Annotated in this window: 27 protein-coding genes; 7 read left to right on the plus strand and 20 right to left on the minus strand. The window is 38.6% G+C overall.

Annotated elements, in window-relative coordinates:
* Positions 1-5 precede the first annotated feature (5 nt).
* From Q2U82_RS05180 to Q2U82_RS05195, 4 genes are read right to left on the minus strand one after another with little or no spacing between them, the layout of a single operon-like run.
* The gene (locus Q2U82_RS05180; protein ID WP_410006639.1) at positions 6-401 is read right to left on the minus strand and encodes a hypothetical protein; all 396 of its coding nucleotides are present in this window, start codon (positions 399-401) and stop codon (positions 6-8) included.
* A 2-nt stretch (positions 402-403) separates the two neighbouring features.
* Positions 404-568: a hypothetical protein gene (locus Q2U82_RS05185; protein ID WP_165593558.1), complete on the minus strand. Its 165-nt coding sequence runs from the start codon at positions 566-568 to the stop codon at positions 404-406.
* Between the two features lie 42 nt (positions 569-610).
* Positions 611-1,630: a phenylalanine--tRNA ligase subunit alpha gene (gene pheS, locus Q2U82_RS05190; RefSeq protein WP_410006640.1), complete on the minus strand. Its 1,020-nt coding sequence runs from the start codon at positions 1,628-1,630 to the stop codon at positions 611-613.
* Positions 1,631-1,656: 26 nt separating this feature from the next.
* Positions 1,657-2,013: a hypothetical protein gene (locus tag Q2U82_RS05195; protein WP_410006641.1), complete on the minus strand. Its 357-nt coding sequence runs from the start codon at positions 2,011-2,013 to the stop codon at positions 1,657-1,659.
* A 137-nt stretch (positions 2,014-2,150) separates the two neighbouring features.
* On the opposite strand from Q2U82_RS05195, the gene Q2U82_RS05200 reads away from it, so the two are divergent.
* The gene (locus Q2U82_RS05200) at positions 2,151-2,714 is read left to right on the plus strand and encodes a CvpA family protein (RefSeq protein ID WP_410006642.1); all 564 of its coding nucleotides are present in this window, start codon (positions 2,151-2,153) and stop codon (positions 2,712-2,714) included.
* Between the two features lie 11 nt (positions 2,715-2,725).
* Here Q2U82_RS05200 and Q2U82_RS05205 read toward each other — a convergent pair whose 3' ends face one another.
* The 13 genes from Q2U82_RS05205 to Q2U82_RS05265 all read right to left on the minus strand — a co-directional run bounded on the left by Q2U82_RS05205 (position 2,726) and on the right by Q2U82_RS05265 (position 16,173).
* Positions 2,726-4,576, minus strand: a complete 1,851-nt coding sequence (locus tag Q2U82_RS05205) for a SulP family inorganic anion transporter (RefSeq protein WP_410006643.1) — start codon at positions 4,574-4,576, stop codon at positions 2,726-2,728.
* A 13-nt stretch (positions 4,577-4,589) separates the two neighbouring features.
* Positions 4,590-5,222 (minus strand): carbonic anhydrase family protein, encoded by a 633-nt coding sequence (locus Q2U82_RS05210; RefSeq protein ID WP_410007131.1) that lies wholly within the window; start codon positions 5,220-5,222, stop codon positions 4,590-4,592.
* A 131-nt stretch (positions 5,223-5,353) separates the two neighbouring features.
* Positions 5,354-5,647 (minus strand): hypothetical protein, encoded by a 294-nt coding sequence (locus tag Q2U82_RS05215; RefSeq protein WP_410006644.1) that lies wholly within the window; start codon positions 5,645-5,647, stop codon positions 5,354-5,356.
* A gap of 67 nt (positions 5,648-5,714) precedes the next feature.
* Positions 5,715-6,464, minus strand: coding sequence for a tetratricopeptide repeat protein (locus Q2U82_RS05220; RefSeq protein ID WP_410006645.1), 750 nt, complete (start codon positions 6,462-6,464; stop codon positions 5,715-5,717).
* Positions 6,465-6,475: 11 nt separating this feature from the next.
* On the minus strand, positions 6,476-8,248 hold the full coding sequence (locus tag Q2U82_RS05225; RefSeq protein ID WP_410006646.1) for a BatD family protein: 1,773 nt from the start codon (positions 8,246-8,248) through the stop codon (positions 6,476-6,478).
* A 3-nt stretch (positions 8,249-8,251) separates the two neighbouring features.
* Entirely contained in the window at positions 8,252-9,154 is a 903-nt protein-coding gene (locus Q2U82_RS05230; protein ID WP_410006647.1) for a tetratricopeptide repeat protein, read from the minus strand.
* Positions 9,135-10,178: a VWA domain-containing protein gene (locus tag Q2U82_RS05235; protein ID WP_410006648.1), complete on the minus strand. Its 1,044-nt coding sequence runs from the start codon at positions 10,176-10,178 to the stop codon at positions 9,135-9,137. Before Q2U82_RS05235 ends, Q2U82_RS05230 begins: the two co-directional genes overlap by 20 nt.
* Before the next feature lie 2 nt (positions 10,179-10,180).
* Entirely contained in the window at positions 10,181-10,603 is a 423-nt protein-coding gene (locus tag Q2U82_RS05240; protein ID WP_410006649.1) for a hypothetical protein, read from the minus strand.
* Between the two features lie 14 nt (positions 10,604-10,617).
* Positions 10,618-11,622, minus strand: a complete 1,005-nt coding sequence (locus Q2U82_RS05245; RefSeq protein WP_410006650.1) for a vWA domain-containing protein — start codon at positions 11,620-11,622, stop codon at positions 10,618-10,620.
* On the minus strand, positions 11,612-13,279 hold the full coding sequence (locus Q2U82_RS05250; RefSeq protein ID WP_410006651.1) for a DUF4381 domain-containing protein: 1,668 nt from the start codon (positions 13,277-13,279) through the stop codon (positions 11,612-11,614). The genes Q2U82_RS05245 and Q2U82_RS05250 overlap by 11 nt, the downstream gene beginning before the upstream one ends.
* A 7-nt stretch (positions 13,280-13,286) precedes the next feature.
* Positions 13,287-14,150, minus strand: a complete 864-nt coding sequence (locus Q2U82_RS05255; RefSeq protein ID WP_410006652.1) for a DUF58 domain-containing protein — start codon at positions 14,148-14,150, stop codon at positions 13,287-13,289.
* Positions 14,151-14,232: 82 nt separating this feature from the next.
* Entirely contained in the window at positions 14,233-15,237 is a 1,005-nt protein-coding gene (locus Q2U82_RS05260; protein ID WP_410006653.1) for an AAA family ATPase, read from the minus strand.
* Between the two features lie 150 nt (positions 15,238-15,387).
* Positions 15,388-16,173, minus strand: coding sequence for a DUF4382 domain-containing protein (locus Q2U82_RS05265; protein ID WP_410006654.1), 786 nt, complete (start codon positions 16,171-16,173; stop codon positions 15,388-15,390).
* 143 nt (positions 16,174-16,316) lie between these two features.
* Here Q2U82_RS05265 and Q2U82_RS05270 point away from each other — a divergent pair, with 143 nt between their 5' ends.
* The 6 genes from Q2U82_RS05270 (at position 16,317) to Q2U82_RS05295 (ending at position 22,417) form a co-directional block, all read left to right on the plus strand.
* Positions 16,317-17,072: an SDR family NAD(P)-dependent oxidoreductase gene (locus Q2U82_RS05270; RefSeq protein ID WP_410006655.1), complete on the plus strand. Its 756-nt coding sequence runs from the start codon at positions 16,317-16,319 to the stop codon at positions 17,070-17,072.
* A gap of 95 nt (positions 17,073-17,167) precedes the next feature.
* On the plus strand, positions 17,168-18,304 hold the full coding sequence (locus Q2U82_RS05275) for an ATP-binding protein (protein WP_410006656.1): 1,137 nt from the start codon (positions 17,168-17,170) through the stop codon (positions 18,302-18,304).
* Between the two features lie 55 nt (positions 18,305-18,359).
* Positions 18,360-19,499: an SPFH domain-containing protein gene (locus Q2U82_RS05280; RefSeq protein WP_410006657.1), complete on the plus strand. Its 1,140-nt coding sequence runs from the start codon at positions 18,360-18,362 to the stop codon at positions 19,497-19,499.
* A gap of 50 nt (positions 19,500-19,549) precedes the next feature.
* Positions 19,550-20,641 carry a DNA helicase PriA gene (locus Q2U82_RS05285; RefSeq protein ID WP_410006658.1) on the plus strand — a complete coding sequence of 364 codons (1,092 nt, stop codon included), beginning with the start codon at positions 19,550-19,552 and terminating at the stop codon, positions 20,639-20,641.
* Positions 20,638-21,363: a metallophosphoesterase family protein gene (locus Q2U82_RS05290; protein ID WP_410006659.1), complete on the plus strand. Its 726-nt coding sequence runs from the start codon at positions 20,638-20,640 to the stop codon at positions 21,361-21,363. The genes Q2U82_RS05285 and Q2U82_RS05290 overlap by 4 nt, the downstream gene beginning before the upstream one ends.
* A 64-nt stretch (positions 21,364-21,427) precedes the next feature.
* Positions 21,428-22,417 (plus strand): acyl-ACP desaturase, encoded by a 990-nt coding sequence (locus Q2U82_RS05295; protein ID WP_410006660.1) that lies wholly within the window; start codon positions 21,428-21,430, stop codon positions 22,415-22,417.
* A gap of 53 nt (positions 22,418-22,470) precedes the next feature.
* Here Q2U82_RS05295 and Q2U82_RS05300 read toward each other — a convergent pair whose 3' ends face one another.
* From Q2U82_RS05300 to Q2U82_RS05310, 3 genes are all read right to left on the minus strand, one after another.
* On the minus strand, positions 22,471-24,024 hold the full coding sequence (locus Q2U82_RS05300) for an aldehyde dehydrogenase family protein (RefSeq protein ID WP_410006661.1): 1,554 nt from the start codon (positions 24,022-24,024) through the stop codon (positions 22,471-22,473).
* 98 nt (positions 24,025-24,122) lie between these two features.
* A complete protein-coding gene (locus Q2U82_RS05305; RefSeq protein ID WP_410006662.1) occupies positions 24,123-24,659 on the minus strand; it encodes a 3-hydroxyanthranilate 3,4-dioxygenase in 537 nt (178 codons plus the stop codon).
* Between the two features lie 64 nt (positions 24,660-24,723).
* Positions 24,724-25,233 carry a CAP domain-containing protein gene (locus tag Q2U82_RS05310; protein WP_410006663.1) on the minus strand — a complete coding sequence of 170 codons (510 nt, stop codon included), beginning with the start codon at positions 25,231-25,233 and terminating at the stop codon, positions 24,724-24,726.
* Positions 25,234-25,383: the final 150 nt, after the last annotated feature.

A 25,383-nucleotide genomic window follows, 5' to 3' on the forward strand; every position in this document is an offset into this window, starting at 1 on the left:
AAATATTATTTCGCCAAAATTCCCTCGCTTTCCAAAACGGGAAGCTCGACCACATTTTCTTCGGAAATGCTGTTTGGTTCAAAAATGAATTTGCGCTCAAAGAGTTTATTCTCAGCAAAAAAAGTGAGTAAATATTCATTGGTAAAACCCAAAACTTCCGTTGGAATAAATTCAACTTTTGCAGCTGTTTTTGGTTCCATATTTCCCAAACCGTGACGCAGGGTTGAAGTCTTTCTATCGTCACTTTTTCCTCGCGACATTACCAAAACAGTGGAAATTTCATCTTCGCGATTATTAACCAAATAAACATTCCATTGCTGGCCGGTAAAGTCTTTGTCCCATTCTTTTATGGCAACAATATGGACGTTTTCAGCTTTTGGAATTTCAATATCTCTTCGCATAATCAGTCTTCAATTTTCCACATAATCCAAACCGCTAAAAGTGCGATGGCCGAAACTCCCAGCAAAATAGAACCAATGATTATTTTAATGTAGGCGATTATAAATGTCAAATAAATTACGACAAGCGCGACAATGACCAATAGGGCAATAACAAAATATTTTTTCATAGCGGAAAGTTTTAAAAGCAGTTTTTGCTTAAAGGTACGAACTTATAGCACACTTTTAAACTGTTCCAAAAAGCGAACATCGTTTTCGCTGAACATTCTAATATCTGGAATTTGGTGTAAAAGCATCGCAATACGGTCAACGCCCACGCCAAAGGCAAAACCGGAATATTCCTCGGGATCGATGCCGCAATTTTTAAGAACGTTCGGGTCAACCATTCCGCAGCCGCCAATTTCCAGCCAGCCTGTTCCTTTGGTGATTCTGTAATCTGCTTCGGTTTCCAAACCCCAGTAAACATCAACCTCCGCGCTTGGTTCCGTAAACGGGAAATAGGAAGGACGCAAACGGATTTTAGATTTTCCGAACATTTCCGTAGTGAAATACTGCAGCGTTTGTTTCAAGTCTGCGAAGCTTACACCTTTGTCCACATACAAACCTTCCACTTGGTGGAAAAAGCAATGCGAACGTGCTGAAATGGCTTCGTTCCTGTAAACACGGCCCGGCGAAATGGTACGGATGGGCGGTTTGTTGTTTTCCATATAGCGAACCTGCACCGAAGATGTGTGCGTGCGCAACAAAACATCGGGATTGGTTTGGATAAAAAACGTATCCTGCATATCCCGCGCTGGGTGATATTCCGGTAAGTTTAGCGCGGTAAAGTTGTGCCAATCGTCTTCAATTTCAGGGCCTTCGGAAACATTGAAACCGATTCGCAAAAAGATATCGATGATTTTGTTTTTTACGATGGAAATAGGGTGGCGCGAACCCAACGGAATCACTTCACCCGGACGGGAAAGATCTCCGTAAACGCCTTTTGTTTCTTCTTTGCTTTCTAAAGATTCTTTTAGTTCGTTTACCTTGTCCTCAGCACTTTTTTTAAGCGAATTTATAACCTGCCCAAATTCCTTTTTTTGGTCGTTTGCCACATTTTTAAACTCGGCGAAAAAGTCATTTAACAATCCCTTTTTGCCTAAATATTTTATGCGGAAGTTCTCTATTTCCTCTTTTTTGGTTGAAGAAAAGGCTTGTACTTCGGCTATGTGTTTTTTTATTGTTTCTATCATTACTAAATTTTCTACGGAAAAATATTTTAGTTTATCACTTCTTTTTCTACAAAATACTGCACAATAGCCTCCTTCATCAAAACGCTTTGTTCACCAGCTTTTAGCGGCGGTAATTGTTCCAAAACTTTGTAGTGAGGCCAACTTTCTTCATCATAATAATCAAATTCATAATAACCATATGGTTCCAAAAGACGGCAGATGGCAATGTGCATAAGGTTTAATTTTTCGTCTTTTTTGAATTTTCGGTGCAATTGGCCCAATTCCTGAAGACCGATAATATAAATAATGGCGTCCAAATCTAATATCTCGCCATCGGCAAAACGATTGCTCAACAGTTTTACTACTGCCTCCCATCGTTCCTTTAATTGTTCGTCGCGTGCCATTTTTTACATAAATTAGTTTGCAAAGATACGGCATTCAAATTCCAAATAGCAAACTCCAAATTCCCAAAGCCATCTCTAAATATGTTGAAATAAATTGTCTATTCAGAAAGTGCTATATTTAGGGAAATTTTCAATGAATGAACACTATAGACATCATACTCGGAATTATTTTCATCATCGCTTTTTTTGTTGGTTTTAAAAAAGGATTGCTTCGTTCGCTCGCTTCTTTGATTGGTTTAGTGGTTGGCGTTTACTGTGCTATGTACTTTTCAGATTATGTAAAAGTTTATTTGGAAAATTGGTTTGACTGGAGTGAAGATTTGACTCGTATTGCGTCATTTTTAATCACTTTTTTCCTGATAATGTTTCTTTTTAGCTTGCTGGGAAGACTTTTAACAAAAGTGGCCGATTTTGCGATGCTGGGTATTTTCAACAAGATTTTCGGCGGTGTTTTCAATGTGCTGAAATTCGCTTTTTTGATAAGTGTAATTTTTATGTTTGTAGCTGCATCAGAAAATTACAGGATACTCACTGAGGAAAAACGGGAGGCTTCGGTTTTATATGGTCCGGTTGCAATGATTGCGCCTGCAATTCTTCCAGCAATTATGAAGGAAGTTGAAGAATATAACAATAACGATGAAGAGCTTTTAGATGAAAAAAGCCCCGCGAAAACGGAGCTTAATTCTGAAAATAATGATTGAAAAAGAATAAGTTATACTACGTTTTCTACATTTCCTTTTATGTATTTCAAAGCCGAGTTAAAATCATTGAAAATCATTTCCTTCGGCACCAAATCGGGAATAATATCAATCTTTTCCATCATAACGCGCGGTTGCGCCTGAAGGTCTTCAAAAATAGGTTTGATTCCTTTTTTTGAAATATTCATCAACACTTCTTCCATAGCATAAAGTCCGGATTGGTCAATATATGGCGTTTTTCCCATTCTAATTATTACGTGGGTCGCTGTATCGGGAATTTGATTTGCCAATTGTTGAAAATCTGATGTGTAGCCAAAGAACAATGGACCTTCCAAACGTTTTATGAAGACTTCCTCTTTTAATTTTTCGGGAAAATTCCTCTCATCACTCCACGCCATTGAAAGTTCATCAGAAATTTTTAAAGGAACAACTTTAGATTGGTCTGCGGTGAGATCCCCAATTTTCTTCATAAAAATAATTGCGGCCAAAACCAAGCCTATTCCTACGGCATAAACCAAGTTCCAAAACACGGAAAGCAGCAAAACTACAATCATAATAGTTACTTCGGCTTTCTGCATTTTTGGGATGGCTTTCAAGCCTTTATAATCCATTACGCCAATACCTACAGTTATCAAAATACCAGCAAGCACGGCTGCTGGAATCTGTGAAGCAACAGGACCTAAAGCGAGCAAAATAACCAATAACAAAATTGCGGCAATCATACCCGAAAGTCTTGTTGTCCCTCCAGATTTGATGTTTACAACCGTACGGATGGTTGCTCCAGCCCCTGGAATACCGCCAAAAATTGCGGCAACACTGTTTCCAATTCCCTGGCCCATCAGTTCTCGGTTTGGGTTGTGTTTTGTTTTTGTCATATTATCCGCTACCACGGAAGTCAAAAGTGAGTCAATACTTCCCAAGAACGCCAAGGTTAATGCGGTAAACACATAGGGTGAAATTTGTCCGAATTGAAACTGGCTGAACATATCCAAATTCGGAATAGGGAAACCACCCGGAATCTGGTCAATAGGCTGATAATCCAATTTCAAAAGGTATGCTCCCACCGAAACCACAAGTAAGGCCACAAGCGTACTGGGTACTTTTGTAGTTACTCTTTTAAAACCATAAATGATAAATATGGTAAGTGAAGCCAGAATAAATTCCAGCCAATTTATAGATGAAATTGCTCGGGGAAGTGCTTTTATGGCTCCGGCCACACCAGAGTTTTCAGCTTTTGCGAGAATTTTCGCTTCCCGAAGAATTTCTTCCTCTGAAATTTGTTCAGAACGGGTTATGGTTTCTTTGAAATCTTCAAGAACCAGAATTCCTTCACCCGCTTCGTCTTGCAGAATTTTGCTCATCATTACTTCTTCCGCCTTTGGCTTGAAAGTCTCAATGAAAGCCGTATCTTCTTCGGTATAATAACCCAAAACAGGCAACAACTGAGTGATTAAAATGATAACGCCAATTGCCGTCATAAAGCCTGAAACAACTGGGTATGGAATGTATTTTATATACTTTCCTACGCCAGTTATTCCCAATAAAATCTGCATCAAACCTGCCATTAAAAAAACAAGTAGAATGTAGGGAAGGGCTTGTTCAACATCCCCGTTGTTGGCAGCAATAATTCCTGCTATCAAAACCATGGAAACTGCCGTCATTGGTGCTGTAGGGCCAGAAATCTGGGTGTTGGTTCCTCCAAAAAGAGAAGCAAAAAACCCAATAAAAATAGCGCCGTACAGACCTGCATCAGGCCCAAGACCCGATTGCACCCCGAAAGCCAGTGCCAACGGAAGGGCTACAATCCCGGCGGTAATTCCCCCGAAAAGATTGCCCCTAAAATTTGAAAATATATTTTTTGTCATTTTTTAAGAGGTTTTATTCGTGAAAAAAATTTACTGCACCAGTGTTAATATCATACATTCCGCCGTGAATCTGTATTTCGCCATTATCTTCCATTTCCTTTAAAATAGGGCTTAGGGAACGGATATTGGCAATGGCCAAATGCACGTTTTTTTCAGAAACGGCATCCACAAATTCACTGTTGACAGAATTACGAAGGCTTTCGTCTTTAGGTTCTTCCACAGCTTTTACGGCAGGTTTAATTTTGCTTATCATCGTAGTCAGGTTGCCCATTTTTGCATCATCACAAGCTCCCTTTATCGCGCCACAGGCTGTGTGGCCCAAAACCAAAACAATTTTAGAGCCCGCCAGTTTGCATGCAAATTCCAAGCTTCCCAGAATGTCCTCGTTTATAAAATTGCCCGCTATGCGCACGCTGAAAATATCGCCCAGACCTTGATCAAAAACAAGTTCGGCGGAAACGCGACTATCTATACAACTTAGTATGGTTGCGAACGGAAATTGGCCATCACTGGTATCGTTTACTTGTTCCAAAAGGTTACGGTTTGCCTTTAAGTTGTTTTGAAATCGAATATTGCCTTCTTTTAAATATTGAAGGGCTTTTTCAGGCGTCATAGTTGCCTGTGTTTCAAAGGTATGTGCTTTCATAATAATGAATATTTTTTTTAAGTAAGTTATAGGAGTTATCTCCAAAGCCAATAAAATTGACACATCATTCCCGGTGACCAATGCCATGGAAATGTTTTGGAAAAAGATTTAAATATGTTTTTTGAGAAAGGCTATGCCACACGCGGAGGCGGCGAAACTACGTCTATAAAGACTTTTGAATATTTGTCAATTTGAAAACCGTCTTTGCCTTTCTGCTTTTTCAGAAATGCTAAGCTTTCATAATTGGATTGAATTTTTTCAAAAACGAAAACAAAATTAGGCTTGGGCATTTTGTTCGAGTTTTCTTCTTCGTTCATTGAAAAAAAAGTAGAAACATCGGCTTGATTGCCAGAAATGCTAATAATAGCAGGCGTTACAAGAAAACTTGTAAACACTATCAACAATAAAATACTGGTAAATCTCAAGCGGTTTTTTTAAGAATCACAAAAATAACAGAATTTGCCTAATTTCCTGTTAACTAAATATTAATTCCTAAAGTTGTTTTAAATCTGTGGCTGGAATCCAACCGTCTTTTCCGTCTGCTAAAGTAATGCGGAACCAATTGCCGTCCTGTGCAGAAATTTGCACTTTGGTTCCTTCGTGAAGTGTAAATGCAATGTCGCTGCCCATAGTGGGCGCCGTTTTTACTTCAATTTCACTTGCAAAAATAATGGCAGGTTGGTTTTTTGTGTAATCACCATAGGTTAAAAATGCCATTGTAAGCGAAGCAATCAAAAACAAGCCAAAAAACATAGAGCCTACAAACAATAGCCGCTTTCTTTTTTCAGAATAGGAAAAATAATAAAGTAAAAAAAGTGTAACGAACAGCAACGAAAGCACAACCGCCAAAACAGCCCAACCATTAAAAGTAAATAGTCCCGCAACGCTTTGGTACCATTTTGAAAAAACGGTTTTTGGCAAGGGTTCTATGGAATCAATACGTGCATTTTCAGCGAATGCAAGATTATTTTTAATGTCAGAATCGTTTGGTGAAAGTTGAAGCGCCTTTTCGTAATAATAAACGCTGGGGCCAATGTGATTCAATTTGTATTGTGCATTTCCTAAATTGAAATAGAGTTCGGCAGAATGTTCGCCTTTGTCTAAAATTTGCATCCAAGCATTTATGGCTTGTTGGTATTTTCCATTTTTGTAAAGCTCTTTTCCTTGGTCAAAAAGTGTGTTGTTTTGACCGATACTTGTGAAAGAAGCGAATAAAATAAGTATGTACAGCAGCTTTTTCATCTTCTTCAATTTTACTGTATTTGTTTATCTATGTTTGAAATCACTTCCACCGATTTATTATAGTCTTGTTGCACTGAAACCTTTGAAGAAGAAGCATATCGCGCATATTCACAGCTTTTCAATAATCCGATGAAATTTTCCACCGTTGAAGCTTCTACATTACGTTCGAGCAACATTTTTGAAATAAGGCTCTTTTCCATCTCCGAGGTCTCAATATTCAGTTTCGCTTTTAAGTAATTGTGAAGTGCGCGCTCCAAAGATTCATAAAATGCAACTGGATTTGATGTATTGCGTTTTGCTTCGGAAAGATATTTTTTTGCAAGCTTGTTTGCACGGCGAAGTTTGTTTCCTTCAACGTCATTCAATCTTTGTTTGCGTTTTTTCCCAGCGAGAATAAATAGCGGAATAAACAAAAATGGCCCACCCAAAAGCGACCAGAATAATCCAGATTTGAAAAAAGATTCCTGCGCTATAGGCCTTAAGTTGGCATCCAGTTTTATATACTTAAAATTGTCTTTTGAAAGAACAACCTGTTTTTTGGCATCGTTGGAATTTGCAATTGGATTTGCCGAACTGATTGGCCCGTTTTCAACTTCAATCGTAAATTCTTTTGAAGTGATGGTTCTATATTTTTCAGTTTTTGGATCGAAGAATGAAAACGTGATTGGATTCACGGGGTACGTGCCTTTAAATTGCGGCACAATAGTGTATGAATCTGTAATGGAACCCTGCATTCCCGCAATTGTGGTGTTTACGTTTTCGCTGTGTTCTGGCTCATATACTTCCAAGGTATTAGGAAGTTTTACGGTTGGAGCGGTAAATAATTTTAAATTTCCTTTACCTGAAATTTTTACATCCAATTGTAAAGATTCATTTGCATTCAGCGAAGTTTTATTTGTAGCTACATCAAAAGTGAAATCGCCCACTGCACCATTAAAACCATCTGGTTTTCCTTCTAAAGGAAGTGGTTTTACATTAATTGTTCGTTTACCTGCAGAAATAGTTTTGTTAACACGTTCCATCACTCTTCGTCCAAAAATATCACGGCGGTTGCCCTGAACGTCGATTGGGATATCCAGCGTAAGTGGTTCTATTTCCAGTTCTCCAGTTTTTTGGGGATAAAGCACGGTTGTTCTTAAAACCACATAGCGGTAATCTTCGCCATTGTATTTGCCTTCGTAAACCTTAAAGTTGTTTTGATTGTCAATATTTTGGCTCCAAAAGTCAGCATATTTTGGTGTGTCAATTTCACGCCATTGACTTGTAATGCTAACGTCATGCGAAACATATAATTTATATGTAACTGTTAGCGCTTCATTCAAAAAAGGATTGGCGTTTGAAACTTCCGCGACCAAATGCACATTTTCACTCGCCAAGTAATCTGCATTATTGCCATCTTTTGGAACTTCAACGGCAGAAGTAATTTCTACTTCAACTGGCAGGGTTTTATAGGTTTCACCTTCTACTTCAATAGTTGCTTGGGCAATTGTGATTTTTCCGCGAGTTTGTGGAGCTAAAAAATAAGAATATGTTTTTGAAAAGCTTCTTTTGCCATTTATCCAAGAATTACTAATGGATTGGTTGGGGCCTCCAACAACACGAAAACCATCAAAACTTGGTGGTCTAAAATTGTCGCCATCTTGATTCATTTCAAAATCAATTCGCAAACGCTCATTTATTCCAAGTCTTTTTTTGCTAACCTTGGCATCAAACTGAACCTGCGCTGTGGCAGCGATGCTGCACAGTACAAAACCTAAAAGGAATAAAAAATTCTTCGTCTTCATAATCTACCAATCTTTATCCGTTTTCACTTTTGCGCCTTTCTGCTTTTCGGCATTTATCTTATCCTGCGTTTTTTTCTCTTCGTTATTCATTGCTTCCAAAAGACTTTTAACTTGCTGGGGCGAAAGTTGTCCGGGAACAGGCTGTTGCTGTTGTGGTTTGTCGCCCTCCTCGTCTTTCGGTTTGTCGGGTTTGCCTTGGTCTTTGTCTTTATCGCCCTCTTTTTGGTCTTCTTTTTGGTCGCCCTTGTCTTTATCTTTATTCTCGTCGCCTTTATCGCCCTCTTTATTTTTATCGTCTTGGTCCTGCTGATCTTTTTTATCCTGATCTTTTTTGTCTTCGTTTTGATCCTTCTTTTTGTCGTCTTTGTCCTCCGGCGGTGGCGGGTTTTTCTCCAACATATCTTTTGCCAACGCTAAATTATAGCGGGTTTCATCATCATTTGGGTTGTTGCGAAGCGCATTTTTATAACTCTCTACAGCTTCGGTATATTTCTTTTCGTTCATATACGTATTGCCCAAATTGTGAAAAGCCTTGTGTTTTTCGGCTTTGTCAGTTGCAGTTTGTGCAGCTTGTTTAAAACGAAGCATGGCTTCGGCATTTTTTTCTTTTCCGTAGTAAGCGGTTCCCAGATTGTATTTTGCGGTTTCACTTTTTGGGTTTAGTGAAATGGCTTGACGATAATCTGCTTCTGCGGCAGAAAATTTATCTTTCTGAAGCGACTGCTGCGCTTCACTCAAAAAATTCTGGGAAGCTTTAAGCTCCTTTTTCTGTTCTTTACTTTGTGGTTGTGCAAATGAATTCAATGAAAATAAAAGCATGCAAAGAACCAACGAAATGTTCCGCATCACTTCTTTTTGAAAAAATGTTATAGCTACAGACATCATTTTATTCTTTTTCCTTTTCATTAAACAAATTCAATTTTTTCAGCCAAGCTGTTTTTCGTTCCAAGAAGAACACGTCCAATACCAGCAAAAATAATGCCCCGGCCAAAAACCATTGAAATTGGTCTTTAAAATCTGTGAATTGTTTTGCTTCAAATTCTTTTTTGTCCATTCCATTCAAAATGGATTTTACACGATCAACAACCACTTTAGTATTTGAGCCGTCAATATACTCACCATTAGCGGTTTTAGCAATCTCTTTAAGAGTTTCTTCACCTAATCTTGTGATAACTTGCTCGTTATTTTGATCGCGTTTGTAGTATTGAAGCACGCCGTTTTCTTTAATAGGAATTGGTCCGCCTTCCAAAGTTCCCACGCCAATGGTAAAAATACGGATGCCTTTTTCGGCCGCCTCTTCCGCAATTTGTGAAACATTCCCTTCATGATCCTCTCCATCTGAAATTAGAAAAAGCACCCGATTGGTTTGCTCTTCATCATCATAAAAGGTTTGCGCCATTTCAATAGCCTGTGTAATGGCGGTTCCTTGTGATGAAACCATATCAGTATTCATTCCGTTTAAGAATAATTTTGCAGAAGAAAAATCTGAAGTAATTGGAACTTGTGGGAAGGCACTACCGGCATAACCAATTATGCCAATTCTATCGCCAGCAAGACCGTTGATTATTTGGGTGATTAGCTGTTTTGATTTTTCCAAACGGTTTGGTGCAATGTCTTCCGCCAACATACTTTTTGAAACGTCCAATGCAAAAACAATGTCAACGCCTTCGCGCTTTACCGTTTCCAGCTTGGTTCCAATTTTTGGATTTACCAACGCAAAGCTTAAACAGGCAATGGCTAAACAGAGAGCCAAAACTTTTAAAACCGATTTAAAGAGCGAACGATTGGGGCTCAATTTTTTCAAAAGCTCTTTGTCAACAAATCTTTTCTGAACCGTTTTTTTCCAAACCAAAAGCAATAGAAAAACCACCACTACCACCGGAATGGCGAAAAGAATGTAGAAGTATATGGGTTGTTCTAATTGGTACATTATTATTTTTTATTGCTATTTTTTATTAGTTGGCTTTTCATGTTCATTCTCTCAACCGAAAATGATTTTGAGTTATCATTTGCTAAATCTATCATTAGCATTAGATTGTTTGACAATTCTTTTATTTCAAAATCAAATTCAGAATCATGGTCTTCTGACTTTTGAATTGTTTGATATAATAGCTCAATTAATTTTTCAAGATGTTCTTCGTGAAAACCTTTCACTTTATTCATCAATTCTGAATTTTCAATCGTCACAATTTCATTTAGCGATAAACTGAAATATTCATTTAATTTTTCATTGATTTCAAAAACCACGGCTTCAAAATTATTGACGTTTGCTGAAACTGTTTTATCAATCAATTTCATCAAAGCCAAGGTCAGTTTTCGAACTTCACGTTTTATATAATCTTTTTCTTGTTCCAAGTTTTCAAAATAATCTACAAAAATCCTTTAAATACTGTTGTTCGCAACAAAAACTCAAATCCAATTAAAATTAACGCAAAAATGGCCCACGGGCGGAACATTTCATCATAATGGGTGTATTTGAATTCTTCAATGTCGGTTTTTTCAAGTTTGTTTATTTCTTCGTAAATCTGCTCCAACTTAGTATTACTTGTTGCCCGGAAATATTGTCCGCCGGTTTTAGCAGCGATTTCTTTTAACAGCGCTTCGTCAATTTCTACCTGTACATTTCCGTATTGAAAACCGCCATCCGGACGAATACCAATGGGCGACATAGCCATTCCGTTGCTTCCAATCCCGATAGTATAAACCTTAATGCCAAATTCCACGGCAAGCTCGCTCGCAATTTTTGGGTCAATGAAACCTGAGTTGTTCACACCGTCCGTTAGCAAAATAATCACTTTGCTTTTTGCACGGCTTTCCTTTAAACGGTTTACGGCAGTTGCCAGTCCTGAACCTATTGCAGTTCCGCCTTCAATGGTTGTATTGTAGGTTATATTTTTTAGCGAAGAAAGTACGATTGTTTTATCACTTGTTAACGGCGTGCGGGTATAGCTTTCACCAGCGTATTCCACCAAACCAATCCTGTCATTTGGACGACCATTTATAAAACGCGCAGCTACTGTTTTAAGAGCTTCCAAACGGTTTGGTTTTAAATCGCGCGCAAGCATACTAGCTGAAACATCTATTGCCATCACAATATCAATCCCGCGGGTTGTTTTTGTTTTAGTAGATTCGTCAACAGTTCTTGGGCGCGCCATTGCAATAATCAATGCCGAAAGAGCCAAAAGGCGAAGAACAAAAAGCAATGGTTTTAATCGTGCCAACCAATTTCTGCTAGATTTGAAACCGCTAACACTCGAAATTTTAAGGGAAGCCGTTTGTTGTTTCCGCTTCCATAAATACCATAGCACAAGTACTGGAAGTATAAGGAACAACCAGAAAAACTGCGGATTTACAAATTCGAAATTACTGCCCATCTTTCTCTGCTATTTCAAGCTCTATGGAAGCTTCAATTCTTTTTAAAATTTCTTCGGCATACTTGCCATCATCTTGATATACAATCAAAACTTCCTGCAAACCGTTTTGCTGTGCGAAAAGCAACAACTCATAAGTGCTTTTTTCCTTTAATACTTTATTGTCAGAAACCTTTACGTTGAATTCGCCGTAGGCTTTTAAACCTTTTATGCCTTTTTCGGTTTCGAAATCGTCACGTTTTACAATTAAATTTTTTGCACCGCTTTGTTCAAGATCGTCCAAAACTCCATCCAATGCAGTTTCCAATGCAATGTCCTGTTTTTGACTGAACTGTGTTGTGGAAACCATAATGTAAAGAGGAGAATTCATTTTGCCATACGTGAAAAAATCTTTTGCACTAACGGCACTTTTATTGGCGTCTGTAATGGCAGCTTCTGCTCTTACTAACACTTCGGGGGTTTCTAAAATTACCGCAGGATTTCCGTATTCACTTTTTATCCATCTTCCTTCAGCAAGTTCGCGGAGGTCATTGCCCAAAACTTTATCTTTTAAATTGTCGAAACCTGTTGCGGCTCCATAGATAATTCCAACCAAAACAATAGCTGCAAGCACTCCCGAAATGCCTAAAATCCACTTTCTGCGTTTGCGTCTTTTAGCGCGTTTTTCAAGGTATTCCTGATTTTCCAAAAGTTCTTCTTCGGTAGGTTCCGGAACGGCTTCGTGGGTTTCGTTTATGATTTCTTCGATAGTTTTTCGGTCAACTTCCGCTTGACCGGCTTGTTGGTTCATTTTGGCAAACTTCACCAAATCTGCACGTTTAAAAATTGAATCCAACTTGCGAATTGTTTCCAAATCGAAATCAAAACTTCCCGCGTCTTTGTGCATCATCAAACGTGTGATGAGCTCGTCACTGGTGCTTTCCAAAGCAGCTTCATCAACCTCACGATCTAAATAACGTTTTACAATCTCAGTTAAACTGCTGTAATATTCTTTGCTTTTGTTTTCTTTTAAAAGCTGACTATTATCCAATGTTTTTAATGCAACGATGGCTTCCTCGTAAGGCGGTAGTTGCTTTTGTGCAGCGTCTTTTCGTTTTTTTCTTCGGAAGAGATAAATGGCGAGCCCAATAATTAAAAGAATCGGCACCAACCAATACAGTAGCGACAACCAATCAAATGGCGGACTTTTAACTTCCACCGCTGGTTTTATGTCGAACATTTTCTGCTTTGTGGTATCAACAATTACATCGTTAACTTCCACTTTTATGGAATCTGTTAAAAACGGTTTGTTGTTTATCAAAATTCGCTGTGGCGGAATGGTGTAGTGGCCACTGTCAAATTGCGTTAAACCGTATTTTTTGATGAGGCGATATTTTGCACCTTCAAAAGTAGTATCAGCTTTATAGGATTCAATCATTTCCAAAGGCGCAAAAGTTTGCTCCTCGGGGAAAACAACAACATCTGTAGAATCTGCGTTTACGTTAATTGTGTAAAGAATTTCCTCGCCAATTTTAATTTTTGTGGAATCAATTGAAGAAGTTACTTGTGAAAAGGAAATAAAAGAAAAAAGAAGAAAGAATAAAGAAAAGAGAAAATAGCGGTTGCACTGAAATTTTAAATTTCGGATTTTGCAATTATTATTTTGTTTAGCATCTAACATTTCAAATCTATCGTCTCTTAAAATAACCCAATAATTTTTTCACATAACTTTCATCAACCCTACTGCTCAATGCACCTGCGCCACTCTTTGTAAACGATTCGGTAAAATAATCCACCCGTTCGCGATGATAGCTATAGTATTGATTGCGAACACTTTTAGAGCCCGTGTTTACCAAAAGTAATTCTCCAGTTTCCTGGTCTTGCATTTCAACCATTCCGAGGTTTGGAATGCTTTCTTCAGCTTTATCATAAATACGAATTCCTGTAACGTCGTGTTTTCTGGCTGCAATCTTCAAAGTATCTCGGTAATTGTCTGCAATAAAATCTGAAAGCACAAAAACGATGGCTTTCTTTTTCATCACATTGCTCAAAAATTTCAGCGCGTTCGCAATATCCGTTTTTTTGCTTTTCGGTTCGAATTCAATCAATTCACGAATAATTCGAAGTACGTGTGATTTTCCTTTTTTCGGCGGAATGTAAAGTTCAATTTCATCTGAAAAAAGAATCAAGCCCGTTTTGTCGTTATTCTGCATCGCTGAAAAAGCAAGCGTTGCGGCAATTTCTGTAATGATTTCATTTTTGAACTGTTCCTGCGTTCCGAAAAATTCGGAACCGCTAATATCAACCATTAACATCAGCGTTAGCTCACGCTCTTCTTCAAAAACTTTAATAAAAGGCTCGTTATAACGGGCGGTAACGTTCCAATCTATATTACGAACGTCGTCGCCAAACTGGTATTGTCGCACTTCGCTGAACGTCATCCCGCGACCTTTGAAAGTACTATGATACTCGCCACCAAACACATGATCGCTCAAGCGTCGCGTTTTGATCTCGATTTTACGTACTTTTTTAAGAAGTTCTTTAGTATCCACTGTAGTAGTTTCAGGTTTAAGGTTTCAAGTTTCAGGTTCAAGTTTTTTTACTTGGAACCTTCAACTTGCAACTTTGAACTTTTTAAGGTACTTCAATTACATTCACAATCTTGTTGATGATGTCTTCGGAAGTGATGTTTTCGGCCTCCGCTTCGTAAGTGATGCCGATACGGTGACGAAGAACATCGTGCACTACGGCGCGAACGTCTTCGGGCACTACATAACCGCGACGGCGGATGAAGGCGTAACATTTAGCGGCAATGGCAAGGTTGATACTTCCACGGGGCGAAGCACCAAAATTGATAAGTGGCTTTATGTCTGCAAGCCCAAAATTCTCTGGAGTTCTTGTAGCGAAGATGATATCGAGAATGTATTTCTCAATTTTTTCATCCATATAAACTTCACGAACTGCTGCTTGTGCTCTAATTATTTGATCAACGGTTGCAACTGGATTTACTTGGTCATATTCCCCTTTAAGATTTTGGCGAATAATAAGTTGTTCCTCTGCAATTTGTGGATATTTTATTACCGTTTTCAACATAAAACGGTCCATTTGTGCTTCGGGCAACGGGTAGGTTCCTTCTTGCTCAATTGGGTTTTGGGTTGCCATTACCAAAAATGGCTTGTCCAATTTAAAAGTTGTTTCGCCAATAGTAACCTGCTTTTCCTGCATCGCCTCCAAAAGTGCGGATTGTACTTTGGCGGGAGCACGGTTAATCTCGTCCGCAAGCACGAAATTGGCAAAGATGGGTCCCTTTTTTATACTGAAGTCATTCAACTTCATATTGTAAATAAGCGTTCCCACAACATCTGCAGGAAGCAAATCTGGTGTAAACTGTATACGGCTAAAAGTTCCATGAACCGCTTTCGAAAGCGTATTGATGGCAAGCGTTTTTGCAAGACCCGGAACACCTTCCAAGAGAATGTGTCCTTGACCTAAAAGCCCGATCATAAGCCGTTCCACCATATGTTTTTGGCCTACAATAACTTTGTTCATTTCCATTGAAAGAACATCTACAAAGGCACTCTCTCTTTCAATTTTTTCATTTAAAGCACCAATGTCAAAGGCAATTTCTGTATTTTCCATAATATATTTAGATTCAATATTAAAGCCTTTTTAAAAAGACGGTGCAAATTGAAAATTTATTGACTAAAAGCCTGTTAACAATTGGTTAAATTAAAAAAGAGGAAAACTTAAAGTTTTTCCTCTTTTTTAAAATATTTGTTTTTATGGTTTTTAAGGCTCTAAATCAATTTGGCCCATATTCGTAATTTCACCTTGAACAACAATTACGTTGTCAATTACAATAGGTGGAATGCCCAGAGCAATATCTGCTTGAATAGTAATTGTATAAGTTCCATCTGGAACACCGCTTACTAAAAATTCGCCAGCAGGGTTTGCGTACGTTGAAATTTGTGTAGTGCCATTATCTGCTGTTATCATAGTAATAATTCCAGGTGGAATAATGGTGCCTGAAATTGCACCACTTTCAGCTGCGGTTGTTGCTCTAATAACAGGCTTAAGGCTATAGCCTCCGTTACCTTGGGCGACGATGGATTTGTCAACATCAAAATCGAGCATAAATTCATATAAAATTCCAGGCTCTAGATTTTCGTTTACTTGAATTTTTAAACCAGATTGTTGTGCACTTGGAGTGTCTAGTGGCAAAGGTTGACCATCTACAACTATTGTGTTTTGATCCCCAAGAACTAGGCGTATCTGGCTAATATTTCCCGCGGGAACTTCATCATTGAACAATAGAACATTGACGCCAGCGGTTAATTCCAATAGATCATAAATGCCGGCATTAATACCTAAAGTAACATCATCTTGGCCGCCATTATATTTTATTACTACTTCTTGAACATCAATAAACACAGCGTCATAATCGCCGGGAGCGTCTGTCAGCCTTATAGCCAATTTTGCATTTCCTTCATTATTATTGGAATCATCGTCACTACTACAGGACGCAAATCCAATAACTAATAATGTAATTAAACTTAATTTTAAAAGGGATTTCATATGTATGGTTTTAGAATTAGTGCAACAAATATATTTTTCTTCAATTGAAACAAATATTTATTTAACATCAATTAACCATATAATTAACGGCAATTTAACCTGTTTAAATTCTTCAGAAATGGTATTTTTAAAAAAAGTTTAAAATGAAAAACAAAACAGCATTTATAACCGGAGCAACCTCTGGAATAGGGATGGCAACAGCGAAACTTTTCGCCAAAAATGGAGTAAAATTAATTCTCTGTGGAAGAAGGGAAGAACGACTAAAAAGTCTTTCCGAAGAGCTCTCGAAAATAACCACTGTGCACACTTTAAAGTTTGATGTCCGCAACAAAGAAGAGGTATTCGCTGCGGTACAATCACTTCCAGAAGATTTCTCCACAATTGATATTTTAATTAACGATGCCGGTAACGCCCACGGAATGGATGCCATTGACGAAGGAAATATCGAGGATTGGGACGCGATGCTGGATATAAATGTGAAAGGCTTGTTATATGTTTCTAAAGCAATTCTACCAAAAATGATTGCTCGCAAAAGTGGCCAAATCATAAATATTGGTAGTACCGCCGGAAAGGAAGTATATCCAAAAGGCAACGTTTATTGCGCCAGCAAACACGCCGTTGATGCCATAAACCAAGGAATGCGAATTGATTTGAATGGAAAGGGAATAAAAGTAGGCGCCATAAATCCCGGATTGGTGCAAACGGAATTCAGTGAGGTGCGTTTTAAAGGCGACTCTGAAAAAGCCGAAAAAGTGTATCAAGGCTACACCCCCTTAAAACCTGAGGATGTTGCGGATATCATTTGGTTCGCCGTAACGCGACCGCCACATGTGAATATTGCAGATTTGACTGTTATGTGTTTGGACCAGGCTAGCAGTACTATCGTAAATAAAAATTAAATGTCTCCTCGAGCGCAGTCGAGGGGTTTCTTAATAGTTACAATTTATCTTTTTTAAAATAGGTCTCGACTGCGCTCGACCAGACATTGAACTAAATGATCAACAAACGTCTTCTTATCAAAAACCTACTCGCCCATAACGACGAGAGCAGTTTCTATGATAAAAAGCGAAAAATTGATTTGGGTACCAAGGAAGGAAAAGCGAAATTTCTGAAACATATTTGTGCGCTCAGCAATAGCAATCCTGCAAATAATTCTTTTATCGTTATTGGCGTTGAAGATGAAACTAATGAAATTACAGGCGTTGATTTTTTTGACGACAGCAAAATCCAAAACCTCGTAAACGCCTATCTCACCAATGCGCCGCTGATAATTTATGAAAACGTTGCTTTTCCAAATCTGCCTTCAGATAAAGTAGTGGGCTTGGTTACGATTCGCCCAAACAGAAAAATTACTTCGCTTCGCAAAAACATTTGGAAATATTGGGGCGGCTCCATTTTTCTTCGGGATGGCAGTATTTCGATGCCGAAGGATTTTGATATTGAGATAAAAGACGTGAATTCCGAAATAGTAAAATCCATTGAAAACGCCGCCAAAAACAATATTGAACTCACACTGGACGGCGTAATGGATTTTACCAACAATCGCCACAAAGATTTGGAAAGCCACTACAAAGTTTTTAAGGAACAATTTGTGGTTTGTTGGGCTGGAAACCCAAAAAGAGTAAAGGAAAATCTTTATTATTCCCGCGTTGATATTGAGCTTATCAACGAACAGGTTCGACTTTTTTATTCGGCTTTGGACGAAATAAGCATTACTTATAATGATGATTATTTTAAAACCGTAGAGTATGTTCACTTGGGATTGAATGAACAATTTAAATATTATCCGTTGGAGGAAGTGACGATTCATTTCAAAGAAAATGGCTCTTACAGTATGGATTCAAAACTTATTTTTGAAGCACCCAAATTCAACAAAAAAACGCTTTTTCATATTTATAATTCAAACAATGCAGTTTTGGAAAAGCTGAAAAAGAATATTCCGCTGAACGCTTCCGAAGAAAAAGATTTGCGAAATCTGCCGTCAACCTACCTTATTTGCTATTTAAACGATTTTGAGGATGCCAAGGAAAAACTACAGGAAGCCAAGGAATTTTTAAGGGATTATGATGCCGAAGCCTATCAACTTTTAAAGGAATCATTGCGCATTTTAAGGAAGGTGAGCTATAATTAACTTTGATTTCAACCTAATTTTATATCTTTAAACTTCAATAATAAAATTTGAAATTATGGGCATTTTCGACACAATAAAAGAAAAACTAAGCAATGAATTCATCGACATTATCGAGTGGCTCGATTATACGCCGGACACCATTTGTCACCGTTTTGAGCGCTACCAAAACGAAATAAAAAACAATGCAAAACTCATCGTTCGTGAAGGGCAGACTGCGGTTCTTATTAATGAAGGCCAATTGGCAGATGTTTTTAAACCCGGAACTTATACTTTGAACACGCAAAACATGCCGATTTTAACTACTCTGAAAGGCTGGAAATACGGTTTCAACAGTCCATTTAAAGCTGAGGTTTATTTTGTGAATACCCATCTTTTTACAGATGAAAAATGGGGAACAAAAAACCCGATAACATTGAGTGACGATCGTTTCGGTTTGGTTGAAATTCGTGCTTTTGGAAACTATGCTTACAGAATAAACGATGCTGGAAAATTTATTATTGACATAGTTGGAACCGACAATAATTTCACCAATTTCGAAATAAATGAACATTTAAAAAGTCTTATTGCCACTCGATTTACTGACACCGTTGGCGAAGCGAAATTACCGATTGAATTATACGCTGCAAACACTACCGAGCTTTCCGAAACCTGCAAGGAAGTGATGCAGCCGGAGTTTAACAGTGTGGGAATTTCTTTGGAAAAATTCTTTATTGAAAACGTTTCCATGCCCGAAGACCTTAAAAAGGAAATCTTCGAATACAGCCGAATTGACAAGTTGGATCTTGATAAACTTACCAAATTCAAAACTGCAAAAGCTATTGAAGCTGCCGCTGCAAATGAAGGTGGAACAGCTGGAGCCGGAATGGGAATGGGAATGGGTTTCGTGCTCGCGCAACAAATGGGCGGCATGATGAACCCGCAAATGGGGCAACAGCAAATGCAACAACAGCAGCCACAGGGCGGAATGATGCCGCCGCCAATGCCTGCCGCAGTCCAATATTTTTACGCTGCCAATGGCACACAGGCCGGTCCGGTGAGTTTTGAGCAATTACAATCTTTATTCGCAAGCAGAACTGTGAACAAAGACACTTTAGTTTGGAAAGCCGGTTTGGCAGAATGGACTCCACTTCAGCAAATTGAGGAATTGAAATCGTTTTTGGGCGGAAATACCCCGCCGCCACTTCCACCGCAATAATTGATTTTGAAACAATTCTGAAATACTAATTCCTTTGGAAGAGAAACTTCATGGAAGAAATTTCACCAAAAAAATCCGAACTCAAAAAATCCTGTGTCAATTGTGGTGCAGAGCTTACTTATGCGCCGGGAACAACCGAGCTGAAATGTGATTATTGCGGCCATACCGAAACGATTGCTCCTTCCGAAAATGGTTTTGAGGAATTGGAATTGAAACCCTATCTCGAAAAAATGGGCTCGCAAAAACACAGCGAGGAAATCACGATGCTCCACTGTAAAAATTGCGGTGCCAACCAACATATTGAAGAAAATTACAAATCGCTTTCCTGTATTTATTGCGGTTCTCCCTTGATTATTGAAGATGCCTATAAAGAAGAATGGATACTTCCCGGTGCGGTTTTACCCTTTCAAATTGATCAAAAAAAAGCATTTCAAATTTTTAAAAAATGGGTTGACGGACTTTGGTTTGCGCCGAATAATCTAAAAAAAGCCGCCATCGATCCCGAAAAAATGCGAGGACTTTATGCGCCATATTGGACGTTTGACGCCCAACTTTATGCAGATTATACAGGCCAACGTGGTGAATATTATTACGTAACCAAAACGGTGGGAAGCGGTAAAAATAGAAGGACTGTACAGGAAAGAAGAACGCGCTGGTATCCTGCATCCGGAAGCGTTTCGGGATTTGTTGACGATACATTGATTAAAGCTTCGAATCAAAAAACGGGGGTTATTCCGCAGAAAATTGCGCGGTGGAATTTAAAAATGCTTAAACCTTTTGATAGCGGTTATCTATCTGGCTTTGTTACTGAAAAATACACCATTCCACTTTTGGATGGACATAACGAAAGTAATAAAGTAGCTGAACAGATTGCAGACAGTTGGGTACGACGCGATATTGGTGGCGACACCCAGCAAGTTACATCAATGGATATGAAACTTTCTGATGAAACTTTCAAACATATCCTGCTTCCGGTTTACATAAGCACCTATAAGTTTAAAGGAAAACGCTACAACTTTTTCGTGAATGGGCAGAGCGGAGCAATTTCTGGGCAAAGACCGTATTCGTTTTGGAAAATATTCTTTTTCGTGCTTACCATTATTTTGGCAATTGCAATTATTTACTTATTTTCTTCAAAATGAGGACAGTTGTAATTGGTGATATTCACGGAGGTTTTAGGGCATTAAAACAATTACTTGAAAGGGCAAATCTTCCAAGAGAAACCCAATATATTTTTGTGGGTGATTATGTGGACGGTTGGAGCGAATCTGCGGAAGTAGTTTCATATTTAATTGATTTTTCAAAAAAAAATGATTGCATCTTCATCCGCGGAAATCATGACGAATTGCTTTATAAATATTTAAAATTCGGGGAAAGAAACCCGATGTGGCTCAGTCAGGGCGGGGAGAGTAGCGTGGAAAGCTATTTGAAAATTTCCGAAGAGGAAAAGAAAAAGCATCTTCAATTTTTTGAAAATTTGGTGAATTATCACATAGATTCTCAAAACCGCCTTTTTCTGCATGCGGGTTTTACCAATCAGCATGGGCCGCAAAGTGAGTATTACCCAAATATGGTCTATTGGGACCGGACCCTTTGGGAAATGGTCTGCGCGATGGATTCCTCCATTTCCGAAGAAGACGATCGATACCCAAAACGGTTAAAACTTTTTAAGGAAATTTATATCGGCCACACGCCCGTAACCCGCGTTGGTTTTGATAAACCCGCAAATTTCGCCAATGTTTGGAATGTGGACACGGGCGCGGCTTTCAAAGGAAAAATTTCGATGCTCGATGTAGATTCGAAGGAAATTTGGCAGAGCGAGCCTGTTTTCAAATTGTATCCTGACGAAAAAGGCAGGAATTAGTATTTCTTTATTACAAATTAAGCCCCACACTTTATATCTTTGTAGTTACCTCTAAAATAATACAATGGCACTCAAAAATATCCGGCTTGAAGTAATGCAGACTGTTGAAAAGAAAATCGATAGTTATATTGACCAATATTTAATCCCTGTTGATGAAATTTGGCAACCCACGGATCTTTTGCCAAATTTCCAGAAGGAAAATTATATGGATGAAGTGACCCAACTTCGGGAAGAAGCCAAAGAATTGGGCTACGATTTTTGGATTGTTTTGGTGGGCGATATGGTTACGGAAGAAGCCTTGCCAACCTACGAAAGTTGGTTGATGGATATGGAAGGCGTGGACCAGCACGGCCGAAACGGCTGGAGCAAATGGATCCGCCATTGGACAGGAGAAGAGAACCGCCACGGCGATACCTTGAACAAGTATCTCTATTTATCCGGAAGGGTAAATATGAAAGAAGTTGAAAAAACCACACAACATTTGATCAACGATGGCTTTGAAGTGGGAACCGGCCGCGATCCGTACAGAAATTTTATCTATACCAGTTTTCAAGAATTGGCCACCAATGTTTCACACAACCGTGTTGGAAAGATTGCGAAGAAAAAGGGCAACAAAATGCTCGCGAAAATGTGCAACATTATTGCAGGCGATGAAATGCGCCACCACTTGGCATATCGCGAATTTGTAAAAACCATCTTTGAGTACGATGCCAGTGAAATGATGATTGCCTTTCAGGATATGATGCAGAAAAAAATCATTATGCCTGCCCAAAACCTTCGTCAAAGTGGCGGGAAAATGGCTTCTGCTTTTGATGATTTCAGTAACGCGGCACAACGTTTGGGTGTTTATACAACCTTTGATTATATCGATATTCTTGAAAAATTGAACGCACATTGGGAAATTTCAAAAATTGGAGGCTTGACCGATGAAGCTGAAAAGGCACGTGATTATCTTCTGAAATTACCTTCAAGAATGACGAGAATTGCAGAAAGAATAAAAATCCCTCAGGATGCCAACCGTTTTAAATGGGTTGAGCCGAATGGAATTGTATAAATCAAAAAAACCGCTTCAATTGAAGCGGTTTTTTTATTTCTATAAATTAATGGCTACAAATCAAACTTAATTCCCTGTGCCAATGGCAATTCATCGCTATAATTAACGGTATTGGTCTGTCTTCTCATATAAACTTTCCAAGCATCAGATCCAGATTCGCGTCCGCCACCTGTTTCTTTTTCACCACCAAAAGCTCCACCAATTTCTGCACCCGATGTACCAATATTTACATTCGCAATACCGCAATCTGATCCTGCGAATGATAAGAACTTTTCAGCTTCTTTTAATTCATTGGTCATTATTGCAGATGATAAACCTTGTGCAACGCCGTTTTGCAAATCGATTGCATTTTCTACATCGCCGCTGTATTTCAGTAAATATAAAATAGGTGCGAACGTTTCGTGCTGTACAATTTCAAAACTATTTTCAGCTTCAATGATTGCTGGTTTTACGTAGCATCCACTTTCATAGCCTTCACCTTCTAAAACACCACCTTCAACGAGAACTTTTCCGCCTTCGGCTTTTGCTTTTTCAATTGCTTTTAAATAGGTATCCACAGATTCCTTATCGATTAATGGCCCAACGTGATTTTTTTCATCAAGTGGATTTCCGATAACAATTTGCTTATAAGCACCAACAATTGCATCCCTAACTTTGTCGTAAACACTTTCGTGAATTATCAATCTTCGGGTTGAGGTACAACGTTGCCCGCAAGTTCCAACGGCACCAAATACTGCGCCCGGCACAACTACTTTTAAATCTGCTGTTGGGGTAATAATTATAGCGTTATTTCCACCTAATTCCAATAAAGATTTTCCAAAACGCTCAGCTACTTTAGCGCCAACAATACGTCCCATTCTTGTAGAACCTGTTGCAGAAATTAATGGAATTCTGGTATCTGTTGTCATCATTTCGCCCACTTTATAATCACCGTTGATGATAGAAGAAATACCTTCTGGAAGGTTATTTTCTTTTAAAACGCCTGCAATAATATTTTGACATGCTACGGAGCACAATGGCGCTTTTTCACTTGCCTTCCACACACAAACATCTCCACAAACCCAAGCCAATGCTGTATTCCAAGCCCAAACTGCAACCGGAAAGTTAAATGCTGAAATAATTCCCACAATTCCAAGAGAGTGCCATTGTTCGCGCATTACGTGACCCGGACGCTCAGAGGGTATTGTTTGACCGTTTAACTGTCGGGATAAACCAACTGCGAAATCACAGATGTCAATCATTTCTTGAACTTCGCCGTAACCCTCTTGCAAAGATTTGCCCATTTCATAAGAAACCAGTTTCCCTAATGGTTGTTTTAATTCGCGAAGCTTATTTCCAAATTGGCGTACAATCTCTCCACGTTGTGGTGCTGGCATAGCTCTAAAAGATAAAAAGGCTTTTTGGGCAGAAACAATTACTTGCTCATATTCTTCTTTTGTAGTAGTGGTAACTTTACCAATTAATTCGCCATTTACAGGAGAGTACGAAGCAATTTCTTCGCCACCCGGAAACCATTTGTTTCCAGTAGAAGTTCCGTGGTTTAAATCTTTAATTCCTAACTTTTCCAATGCTTCTTCAATACCGAAGCTAGTGGTTGTTGCTTGCATATATTTATAGTTTTTTATTCGAAAATTTATGAAGCGCAAAGGTACACAATGCGCTGAAGAAAGTAAAACGAAACGGTATCTGTTTGGGAAATACGCTGTTAATCTTGTGTGAAACGTGGGTCGGCTTCCATCACCGTTCCGCATTTGTTACAAGTTCGCAGCTCTTTGCTCCCGTAGAAATGTTTGAAGTGCTTTAGAAAATCGGTTTCAATATCGCTTAACGGGAAGTAAACTTCATATAATTTATTATTGCAATTGTCGCAAAACCAAAGCAATCCATCTTTTCCTTCAAGATCGGTTCGTTTTCTTTCAATAACCAAACCTATGGAACCTTCACTTCTGCCTGGAGAATGCGGTACTTTTCCGGGATGAAGATACATATCGCCGGGACCAAGTTCCATCACTTTTTTCTCCCCATTTTCTTGGATTGCAACTTGAATATTTCCTTCCAATTGATAGAAAAGTTCTTCCGTTTCATTGTAGTGGTAATCCTTTCGGGCATTGGGGCCGGCGACTATCATTACGATATAATCGTCAGATTCAACGTATAAATTTTTATTGCCCACTGGTGGTTTCAGGAGGTCGCGGTTTTCCTCAATCCATTTATTGAGGTTGAAAGGTTTTTTAATAGCCATTGCCGTATTTTTAACTGTTACGTAAAAATACGGCAAAATGGTCTAATAGAAAAGGGATGTGAGGTTACTTTCTATAAAAGAGTTCGGTGAAGTAGCTGCGACCTTTAGGGCATTTCATTACGCCAAAACCAGTGTGGGTATAATTGCCTTCAATAATGGCTCTGTGGCCTGGGCTGTTTAACCAAGCGTTTACTACAGCTTCGGCAGTGTCGTATCCATAGGCCACATTTTCGCCGACTACTTGCGCGTTGTCGTGATATTTAATTCCTTCGGAACGATATCCAAAATTGTCGTGATTTATCTGTTCTTTATTAATCATATATTCGGTATGATCTACAGCAAAAGCCGATGCATACTGATTATCCATGATAAGTTTTGAAAGGCCTAACGATGCACGATGGTCGTTAACTAAACTTAAAATTTCTGAGGAAATTTGGCTGTCATTTTTCTGTGCTAGTGCTAAATCAATATCATATTTAGCTGCTTCAACTTCAGCTGAATCCTCTTTTGAACAAGAGGTAATTACTAGGCATAGCAATGCCACTGCAAGTAGGTTGCTTTTTAGTAGGTGCATAATTTGGGGAACATCAAATTTGGGGCATGATGTTGAGTCAAATATATAAAAATAATTGAACGAAAATGCTTTTAGTCGAAAAAATATTACACTTTATCGGATAAACAGGTGTATTCTGTTTTTTGAAAACTAAACGATATATCGCTGAAC

The organism is Aequorivita nionensis, assembly GCF_046352995.1.
GTDB classification, from domain to species: domain Bacteria; phylum Bacteroidota; class Bacteroidia; order Flavobacteriales; family Flavobacteriaceae; genus Aequorivita; species Aequorivita nionensis.